The following is a 10,058-nucleotide window of genomic DNA, read 5'->3' on the forward strand; positions in this document are numbered from 1 at the left end:
AGCCCGTAGCCCGTAGCCCGTAGCCCGTAGCCCGTAGCCCGTTTTTACCCTAGTCCTTGCCGCACATACTTTAAATACGCCTCTAAACTGTGTTGCCACAGTGTGCTGGCTTCATTTAACGAGTTATTTAATGGTTTTTTATCTAGTAAGCGTCGCTCAATTTTTTTTAGAGCTAGTCCATAGCTATTAAAGCCAAGTTGCATTGCGGTGCTGGCTTGGCGATGTAATAACTTAATGCATTGCTCGGGGTCTTGCTCTAATAAAGCTTGGCAACGGCTCAGCTTATTACGAGCAGAAAGAATAAATTCATTATAGATAGAAGACACTTCATCAATACTAAAAGAGCTTGTCAGGGTGTCTGTTGCGGTTTCATCGTATAACGTATCAATCAGCTCGACGGCAATATTAGCTGTTTGTGTTGACTGTGAATCACTCAATGCTTGGCGTAGTTTCTCTTGCTTTAATGGCTTGCCAACAATGTCTTTAATACCCAGTGCTAAGTATTCTTTTATTTCATCAGGGCTCAAACTGGCAGTAAAGGCCAGCACCGGCGTTCGCTGATTTTTATGCTCCACCCGTTTGAGAGTTTTTAGTACCTGTTGCCCTGTTAAATCGGGTAAGTTCATATCAAGTAGCACCACATCAAAGTGGTATTTTTTCATCAACTCAATCGCACTTTTGCCATCTTTAGCGAGCTTAATTTTATGCTCGTCGTCAGCCATAAATTCAACAGCTATTTTTTGGTTCAGATCTAAATCTTCAACAAGTAATACATCAAGTCCGGTTAAATAGTCCTTACTTTGATGGCGTTGCTCTACGAGACTAAGCTCACCAATAGCTAACGTCATGTTAAAGCCAAAGACACTGCCTACTCCCAGCTCACTGGTAATTTCTAGCTGGCTATTAATTTTATCGAGAAGGCGACTGGTTATAGCTAGTCCTAGGCCTGTTCCGCCTTTTTCTTTACCGGCACTGCTTTGAATGTAGGGCTCAGTTAAATAATTAATTTCATCTTTTTCAATACCCGGGCCCGAATCGAGTACACTTACTTTAAGGGTATGATCTAGCTGGGTTTCATTAACTAAATCTATTTGTACTTTTACCATCCCCGTATCGGTAAATTTAATCGCATTACCGACAAGGTTAATAATAATTTGTCTGAGTTTTTGTTGGTCGCAGTAGTAACAGGCTTTGTCGGGGATATTACAGGCGAGCTCAAATTTAAGTTGTTTTTGTTCGGCCAGAGGGCTTAACAGCAAACATAAGTTTTGCAGCCACGTTTTAAACTCTATATCTTCTTCGTACAGGGCTTCGTCGTGCTGATCTAAGCTTGCATATTCCAGCACTTTATCTACCAGTAAGTTGAGTGACTCAGCTGAGTTGATAATGGCCTCACAATAGGCTTTGTTACGGCTGTCGCTGGTTTGATTTAATACCAGTTGTGCACTGCCTAATATGCCGTTTAGTGGTGTGCGTATTTCATGACTGATGGTGGATAAAAACAGTCCGCGAATTTCTAAATCTTTATGAGCTTTTTCGGTGAGTTTATTAAGTCGTAATTCCCTGCGCTCATTACATAACAACGCCATACCTGCAGCATAGAACATGGGGGCAATAACACTATTTAAAAATAACAGTGAGTTAAACCATGAATTTAAAATGGCATCCTGTTGTGCAATGTCATCCATAAATAGGCTTCGGGTAATAAAACTTGCTGCAACTAAAGTTAAAATAATTATGTAAACAATACTGGCGTTAGGGTAGGGTTTTCGCGCATATTTTATAAATATAAATAATAAAAAAGTGGCCTCTACAATATGCTGCAAATCAGAAATATATACCCGTGAGCGCATTGAGGGCTGTAAAAATGTGAAATAAACAAGCAGCAAAGCGCTGAGCGCTGTAAATAGGCAAACAAACTTAAGGCCACGACCATGATAATTTAAAAATTGACTCAGTGACAAACAATGCACAATAGAAGCTAAAAACATCATGTTATTAGCAAGGGTAATGGCAATCTGATCAGGAATTTTGCCTATTAGTGCAAAACTAACAATGGCAGTTAATAGCAGTAAAGGATAGAAAATATAAAGTAACGTGCCGGGAACATGCTTATTGGTACGCCAGGTTAAAAAGTTCAGTAGCGTCATCACTGTCATAACGGCGATACTGGCAAAATAAAGCGTAAATGAGTCGAGCATTAAGACCCCAACAGCGTTTTTTAAAGAAGATATAAAAACAGGCACTTAAAGTGCCTGTATGGTATTTATTCAAACAAACGTTAACGAATTTCGTCAGGAATGTTTTGTTGTGCCCAAGAAAGTAATTCAATACGGTTACGACATTTAGTTTTTCTAAATGCACTGTATAAATGAGTTTTAACCGTATGCGGGCTAATACTTAACTCTTCAGCAATTTCTTTATTTTTAGAGCCATTACTCATTAACGAAATAATTGCTTTTTCACGCTTCGTTAGCTTTATTGGTTCAATATCACCATCAGTTAGCTTATGCAGCGCATCTTTATTAAATTGCAGCATGCGGTTAAGCGCATTACACATAATGTCACGACGATACCAAAGCTGATCTTCGAGTAATAAACGAATCCCTTTCATGAGTACATCGGCATTATCTGTGGTGTAAAATACACCACGAATACCGCTAAGTAATGCGCGATTAGCAAGCTCTGGGTTTTCATCTAAATTGAACAACACAATATCGCACTTGATGCGTAAATTAACGAGTTGCTCTTTTAGCTTTGTCCATGCGTCTTTACTTGATGTTTCAATGAACAATAAGCGAGTACCTACCGGAACATCTAAAATATTTGTACCCGTAGTTACGTCAAGGCCTTGCGTTTTTAACAATGGCTCTAAAACGTTAATACCAATAGTGTTAATTGGTTCTTCATCTAACAACAAAAAGGCTGAACTGCTCATGTTTTTTACTCTTTTATAAAGCTGGCTAATTAATTCTACCACAATCCCTACACACCTTTTGTATTAGAAAATCATTATTTCACTGGAGAAAAGGTGCGATTTCCGATTATTTAAACATAAAATGTTGCAAATAAGTAATTGTTTTTTTTCGTGTAGTAAGAAAAACGCCGTATTTTTGATTTTTTTAAACTAATCTAAGATTTAACTAAGCACTATAGCGCCGTTTTTTTAGTTTCTTGGTATGGAGGCCAGCCCATTTCTTTACCTGCGAGCATATGTAAATGTATGTGATACACAGTTTGGCCACCATGTTCATTACAGTTCATCACAACGCGGTAGCCGTCATCGCTAAAGTTGTGTTGCTTGGCCAGTTTTGCGGCGACCGTGTATAAATTACCAACTAAATGTGAGTTTTCATTATTTATATCATTTATAGTGGCAATTGGTTGCTTGGGAATAATTAATACATGAAATGGCGCTTGAGGATTAATGTCTTTAAACGCTAGCGTGTCATCGTCTTCGTAAATAATATCTGCTGGAATTTCGCGATTAATAATTTTAGTAAAAATAGTCTCTTGGCTCATAATGATGACTCTAATTTATTTGATTAATATATGTGTCACTAATGACAAATTTTGCTAGCAGTGTCAAACTGAAATCAACTAAAGGAGTAAGTATGCGTAAATCAATATTATTAGGCAGTGTAGCGGCGCTCTTAGTGAGTGCATCGAGTTTGGCAGAAAATATTCACTTTCCTGAGGAATTTGTTCCTTTGCAAGTGGGTGAACGAATAATTGAAAGTTCGCTTTTTAGTCGTGTTGATGATGTTGAATTAGCACCGGGTACTTATCAGCTAAAACTTAAATACACAGATTTATATGACTTAGGTTATGACGATCATGAAGTGATTGAATCAGAACCTTTTTGGGTGAATGTAATCATTGAAGCGGGTAAAGATTACACCTTAGTATTTAATCGTGCTGAAAATGCGGTAGCGGCAAAAGTATTTGCTGAGGCACCGCAAGTGAGTTTAAAAGCAAAAGGCAGCACCTTAGCTAAGCCATTAAATATTATTGCCGAACGACAAGTTCAAAGCGCACAGTTTAAACAGCAAACAACAGCAATCCCAGCGGGCCCGCAAAAACCGAGTCGTCCCATTAAACCGATTACGCCAATTAATGGAAAAGGCATGCCAAGTGCGGCAAATATGCTCGACTTTTGGTGGCAACAAGCAACGCTCGCTGAAAGGCAGGCCTTTTTAGATAAAGTAACAAAATAATTAAGCATTAAAAAAGGGCCAAATTGGCCCTTTTTAGTTTATTGGTAACGCTATTATTTATTCAAATAACGCGTCAATGGTACCTTGTGCAAGTGGGTGATAACCCGGACGTGCTTTTAAGTACACGCTTTGTGCCCAGTCTTTTTTACCATGTGTAATAAGTGCTTTGTAAAGTGGCACTATTAGCTTACGACGACCAATACCCGATAAGTGTTTATCAAGCGCAGGGTAAATCGGTTGGTAACCGTTACCCACTGCTAGCATGTACCATGCAAATGCGCGTTCTGCGTTAGTTGATTGGGTTAAGTTAAACTCGCCGTCTAATTCAGTCATTTTTTCAATGCTTAAATCGCGCGGTAGGTTATTTAAAAAGTGCAGCCACTCATGCACTGTCCAATTTGCAGTAGGTAATTGTGCGGCAGTTGTATCCCCCTTTAACCATGCTTGTGTTGCAGCATCTACTTTATCGAACGCATCAGAGGTAGGGTTAGGTGCATCACTTGGTAAACCTGGCTCAAAAATCCACTCGTTCACTTTATCCATGCTCACTACACCAGGGTACTTTTCAATTAAGTTAGCTTTGATGTAAGTCACAAATTGCGCAGTGGTTAGCGATTTAAACGCAAATTCATTAAAGTAAGTTTTAACAAAGTCATCAAACTTATCACGGCCATATTTTTCTTCTAGGTAGATTAAAAATAGCTGACCCTTTGTGTAAGGCACTGAGCTAAACGCATCATCCGGATCGCGGCCATTAAGTTTTAAATTAAGGCGAGTGTCTGGTGCATCAATGGTTTTAAGTTGCGCACGCAGGCCAGCTGCATCAAGCGCTTGCTCCATTACGGCACGGTCGCGACCAAATACTTCTTCCATAATGCGGTTTTCAACGTAAGAGGTAAATCCTTCGTTTAACCATAAGTCTTCCCATGTGGCATTGGTTACTAAGTTACCAGACCAAGAGTGAGCAAGCTCATGTGCAATCAGGTTAACTAGGCTTTTATCGCCAGCAACAACGGTTGGGGTAATAAATGATAGACGCGGGTTTTCCATGCCACCAAATGGGAAGCTAGGCGGTAGCATAAGTAAGTCATAGCGACCCCAAGCATAGTCGCCGTACATGGCATTGGTTTTGTCGATCATCGCTTGGGTGTCATTAAATTCAGCAACCGAGGCGTCTAAAATAGTTGGCTCTGCAAAAATACCAGTTTGCTTAGACATCGCCTTAAATTCTAAGTTACCTGCACCAATTGCAATTAAGTAAGGTGAAATTGCTTGTGGCATAGTGAAGTGGTAATCACCATCTTTATAAAGAGCATCTTTATTATCTGCACTCATTACTGCACGAATATCCTCAGGGGTATGAATGCGCGCAGAATAAGTCACACGCATTGCCGGTGTATCTTGCACTGGGATCCAACTACGTGCATGAATCGCTTGCGATTGGCTATACATAAACGGGTGAGTTTTACTGGCTGTTTGCTCTGGCGTTAACCACTGTAAGCCAGACGCTTCTGGGCGGCTGTTATAGTAAATACGAACTTTTTCAGCTTGGCTTTTAAAGGTAATAGTTAGTTTTGAGCCTTTAACATCATCGCGGTTAGCAAGGTTAAAACTAGCTTTATGCCATTTGCCATTGGCTGTTTGATACATCACTTTATCAATATCAAGATCACGGGTATCAAGTACTAGCTTTTTACTGTTGGCATTTTGCCACTGTAGCGTATGCTCAACAAAACCTTCCAATTGCTTATCAGCAAAGTCGATGTCTAAATCAAGGTTTAAATGCGTGGTGATAACATCATCAAGGTTGGCGTAGGAATTTTGATCAATAGCGCTGGCCATTGCTTGCGAGCACATACCTGCCATAGCGAGGCTTAAAAAAAGAGGTTTGATTTTCATAATTACCTTGAGTACAAATAAAAAAAGTGCAGGTTTTATATCATGATTGCTGCAGCGGGTTGAACAATTTTTACAAGCTGATGCGCAATTTGCGACGATGAGTTAAACTAGAGCGATTAATTACTGGTACCTTTAGGACCCTTGTGGCGCACTCATTACAACCCCTACATACATTTGCATTAAGTAGCCAATGCCAAAATTTTATTGAGATCACCGACTCAGCGCAGCTTCAAACTCAGAGCTTTAACGCGCCTTTTTGTCTGTTAGGGGAGGGCAGTAATACCATTTTTTTAAATGATTATGCTGGCACGGTTATTAAAATGGCGACCCAAGGAATTAATATTACTGAACGGGAAAATGATTTTTTAGTCAGTGCGGCTGCCGGTGAAAATTGGCATCAATTAGTGACTTACTTGCTTGAGCAAAGCATAGCAGGGTTTGAAAATTTAGCACTCATACCTGGCACAGTCGGTGCTGCGCCAGTGCAAAATATTGGTGCCTACGGTGTAGAAATAGCACAATTTATAGAAGCTGTTGACTATTTTGATATTAATAGCAACTGCTTCAAATCTTTAACTAATCAGCAATGCCACTTTGCTTATCGTGAATCGGTTTTTAAACACGCGTTAAAAAATAAAGCGGTGATCACCCAAGTGCACTTTAAACTGCCAAAAATATGGCAACCAGTACTCAGTTATGGGCCGCTTCAACAACTAAAAAATCCGACGCCACAGCAAGTATGTGAGCAGGTGATACAAACACGCAATAGCAAACTCCCAGACCCTTATAAACTAGCTAATGCTGGGAGTTTTTTTAAAAACCCAATTATTACGAATGCTGCGTTAGTGCCGTTACTTGCGCAGTTTCCTGAGTTACCTCATTACCCACACGGAGCCGGTCATCATAAAGTCGCAGCGGGATGCTTAATAGAACAAGCGGGGTTAAAGGGATATAAGATTGCCGGTATTGAAGTGCATCAGCAGCAAGCTTTGGTGCTCGTTAACCATGGTCACAGTACAGGGGATGATTTGATCAGCATGATCACCCATATTCAAAACACCGTTTTAGCGCGCTATAACATAAGCTTAGAACACGAAGTACGGTTAATTGATCAACACAATGAATGCTATATCTCTTTGGAGCAATCAGCATGAAAGCACCTGATGGAAACAAGCTGGCTATTTTAAATGCGCTTAATAAAGGCGGGTTTGTCTCTGGGCAAGCTTTAGGAGAGGGATTAGGGATTAGTCGTGCCGCTGTTAGTAAACACATTCAAAGCCTACAAGCTATGGGCTTAGATGTATTTAAAGTTACAGGTAAAGGCTATTGCTTAAATAACCAAGTAGGGTTACTTAATCAGGAAAAAATACAACAGCTTTATGCTGAGTTAGGGCAAAATATTGCTAATATTGAAGTGCAGCCGCTCATTGATTCAACCAACAGCGAACTAATGCGCCGCATTCAGGCTAAAACACCACTTCAGTCGGGCACGGTAATCGTTGCCGAAATGCAGCAAGCAGGTCGGGGGCGTCGAGGGCGTGTATGGCAATCGCCATTTGGTGCCAACTTATACTACAGCTATTTTTGGCGATTAGATGATGGTTTACAAGCCGCTATGGGTGTATCGATTGCTGTTGGTTTAGCGGTGTATGATGCGATAAAAGCACTTTATGGTATTGATGTAGAGTTAAAGTGGCCAAACGACATTTACATAAACAAACAAAAGCTCGCTGGCGTATTAGTTGAATTAGACGGGCAACCACAAGGGCCGTGTCAGTTGGTGATAGGAATTGGTATTAATTTAAATATGCCACAAAGTGCCAGTCAGCACATTGACCAAGCATGGACAGATTTAAGTCAGCACACCCAGCAGCTAGATAAAAATCAATTAGTAGCTTCATTAACTTATTGGTTAGAGCAGCGCTTAGCGCAATATCGCGAGAACGGCTTACAAACTATGTATCAACAATGGAATGCATTAAATGCGTTTGCAGGCGAGCAGGTAGAGCTTAATACTGGGCATCGTAGTTGGCGTGGCATTTGTGAAGGTATAGATGCGCACGGTGGTGTACGTATTCGCCAAGACGGCGAAGTAAAAAGTTATTATGGCGGCGAGATTTCATTAAGAAAGGCGCAAGCATGAGATTGTTAATTGATGTAGGTAATACTTCACTCAAAGCCGTATTGTGGGAAAACGGGCAAATACAGCCATGTGATATTAATAATATTTCATGGCAGCAAATTACGGTTGTTATTTACGCTTGTGTTGGTCGTAGCGAGTTACTTAAACAATTATTAGCGCAAGCCAAAACGTATAATATTGATTGTTTTGAGGCTACGGTTAGTAGTGAGCTTAGTGGGTTACGCTGCGCGTATCAGCAAGTAGGTAATTTGGGTATAGATAGATGGTTGGCACTTATTAGCGGTTATACGCTTTACCCTAATATGGCTGCTATTGTTGTTGATGCTGGCACGGCTACCACCATAGACGTTCTCAATAATGATGGGCAGCACTTAGGTGGTTGGATACTACCAGGGCTTGATTTAATGACCTCATCACTCACTCAAAATACTCAGCGCGTATTTGATGATGAAAACACGCCATTTGCTAATGAGCTTGGCAAAAACACTCCTAACGGATTAAAAAATGGTGCTTTAGTGGCAACTATTGGCGCCATTGAGCAAGCAAGGCTGCATTTAAATACAAAAAATAGCCTCTTAATTTTTGCGGGTGGTTATGGTCAGCTGTTACAAGGGCATTTTTCACAGAGTATTTTCGACCCAATGCTAGTAATGAAAGGCTTAAATTACTGGTATGAGTTAGCTAAAAAGAGTTAAAAACAACAAAAAAACAGCTTTTTGCGCGAATAGTGAGCGTTTGAAGCATTAAATCACATTTTTTTTAATTTTTTGGTTGCATCCCAATAAACCTTACTCTAGAATCTCGCCCCGTACTAAAGCAGTGCCGACTTAGCTCAGCTGGTAGAGCAACTGACTTGTAATCAGTAGGTCAACCGTTCGACTCGGTTAGTCGGCACCACTTTCCTTTTACCGGAAGTGCTTAGTAAAGAATTATCGTGGAGGGGTTCCCGAGCGGCCAAAGGGATCAGACTGTAAATCTGACGGCTCAGCCTTCGCTGGTTCGAATCCAGCTCCCTCCACCACTTTATTCTAGACGGTTAGAGGTAGTTTAAGAACAGGTTCCTTAAAGCGGGCATCGTATAATGGCTATTACCTCAGCCTTCCAAGCTGATGATGCGGGTTCGATTCCCGCTGCCCGCTCCAATTTGATGATGCTGATATAGCTCAGTTGGTAGAGCGCACCCTTGGTAAGGGTGAGGTCGGCAGTTCAAATCTGCCTATCAGCACCAGTCAATCGAATCGCCTTAAACACTTCCTTTATCTGTCAGAAAAAACTATTTGAAATTTGAAAAAATTAACTTAATCTACCTATGGTGGATTATTTTCATATGTAATCTAGATACACAAAACTGATAGGTTCCGTCATGGCAAAAGAAAAGTTTGAACGCGTAAAACCGCACGTAAACGTTGGTACAATCGGCCACGTTGACCACGGTAAAACTACACTAACTGCAGCAATCACTAACGTACTTGCAAAAGTATACGGCGGTGTTGCTAAAGATTTCGCATCAATCGATAACGCTCCAGAAGAGCGCGAGCGTGGTATCACAATCTCAACTTCACACGTTGAGTACGACACACCAACTCGTCACTACGCACACGTAGATTGTCCTGGTCACGCCGATTATGTTAAAAACATGATCACTGGTGCTGCTCAAATGGACGGCGCTATCTTAGTAGTTGCTGCGACTGACGGTCCTATGCCACAAACTCGTGAGCACATCCTACTTTCTCGCCAAGTTGGCGTTCCTTACATCGTTGTGTTCATGAACAAATGTGACATGGTTGATGATGAAGAGC

9 protein-coding genes and 4 tRNA genes are annotated in these 10,058 nt (G+C 40.8%); 9 read left to right on the forward strand and 4 right to left on the reverse strand.

The features are described 5' to 3' along the window. Positions 1-44: 44 nt before the first annotated feature. From QMA00_RS05845 to QMA00_RS05855, 3 genes are all read right to left on the reverse strand, one after another. Positions 45-2,201 (reverse strand): response regulator, encoded by a 2,157-nt coding sequence (locus tag QMA00_RS05845; protein ID WP_076922350.1) that lies wholly within the window; start codon positions 2,199-2,201, stop codon positions 45-47. Between the two features lie 80 nt (positions 2,202-2,281). After that, positions 2,282-2,938 (reverse strand): response regulator transcription factor, encoded by a 657-nt coding sequence (locus tag QMA00_RS05850; RefSeq protein ID WP_008108518.1) that lies wholly within the window; start codon positions 2,936-2,938, stop codon positions 2,282-2,284. A 212-nt stretch (positions 2,939-3,150) separates the two neighbouring features. Further along, positions 3,151-3,522 carry a histidine triad nucleotide-binding protein gene (locus QMA00_RS05855; protein ID WP_013466185.1) on the reverse strand — a complete coding sequence of 124 codons (372 nt, stop codon included), beginning with the start codon at positions 3,520-3,522 and terminating at the stop codon, positions 3,151-3,153. Positions 3,523-3,614: 92 nt separating this feature from the next. On the opposite strand from QMA00_RS05855, the gene QMA00_RS05860 reads away from it, so the two are divergent. Continuing rightward, entirely contained in the window at positions 3,615-4,217 is a 603-nt protein-coding gene (locus tag QMA00_RS05860; RefSeq protein WP_076922310.1) for a DUF2057 domain-containing protein, read from the forward strand. 57 nt (positions 4,218-4,274) lie between these two features. Here the strand turns inward: QMA00_RS05860 and QMA00_RS05865 are convergent, their stop codons facing one another. Continuing rightward, positions 4,275-6,116 (reverse strand): M1 family metallopeptidase, encoded by a 1,842-nt coding sequence (locus QMA00_RS05865; RefSeq protein WP_076922309.1) that lies wholly within the window; start codon positions 6,114-6,116, stop codon positions 4,275-4,277. Positions 6,117-6,259: 143 nt separating this feature from the next. On the opposite strand from QMA00_RS05865, the gene murB reads away from it, so the two are divergent. The 8 genes from murB to QMA00_RS05905 all read left to right on the forward strand — a co-directional run. Continuing rightward, on the forward strand, positions 6,260-7,270 hold the full coding sequence (gene murB, locus QMA00_RS05870) for a UDP-N-acetylmuramate dehydrogenase (protein WP_076922308.1): 1,011 nt from the start codon (positions 6,260-6,262) through the stop codon (positions 7,268-7,270). Then, entirely contained in the window at positions 7,267-8,259 is a 993-nt protein-coding gene (gene birA, locus QMA00_RS05875) for a bifunctional biotin--[acetyl-CoA-carboxylase] ligase/biotin operon repressor BirA (protein ID WP_076922307.1), read from the forward strand. The genes murB and birA overlap by 4 nt, the downstream gene beginning before the upstream one ends. Further along, positions 8,256-8,954: a type III pantothenate kinase gene (locus tag QMA00_RS05880; protein WP_076922306.1), complete on the forward strand. Its 699-nt coding sequence runs from the start codon at positions 8,256-8,258 to the stop codon at positions 8,952-8,954. The genes birA and QMA00_RS05880 overlap by 4 nt, the downstream gene beginning before the upstream one ends. A gap of 126 nt (positions 8,955-9,080) precedes the next feature. After that, positions 9,081-9,156: transfer RNA gene (locus tag QMA00_RS05885), tRNA-Thr, on the forward strand. A gap of 39 nt (positions 9,157-9,195) precedes the next feature. Next, positions 9,196-9,280 (forward strand) — tRNA-Tyr (locus QMA00_RS05890). A 46-nt stretch (positions 9,281-9,326) separates the two neighbouring features. Further along, a tRNA-Gly gene (locus QMA00_RS05895) sits at positions 9,327-9,401 on the forward strand. A gap of 10 nt (positions 9,402-9,411) precedes the next feature. Then, positions 9,412-9,487: transfer RNA gene (locus QMA00_RS05900), tRNA-Thr, on the forward strand. 135 nt (positions 9,488-9,622) lie between these two features. After that, a partial coding sequence (locus QMA00_RS05905; RefSeq protein WP_290156406.1) for a GTP-binding protein occupies positions 9,623-10,058 on the forward strand: 436 nt, incomplete at its 3' end.

Source organism: Pseudoalteromonas sp. APC 3694, from assembly GCF_030407565.1.
Classification (GTDB): Bacteria; Pseudomonadota; Gammaproteobacteria; order Enterobacterales; family Alteromonadaceae; genus Pseudoalteromonas; species Pseudoalteromonas tetraodonis.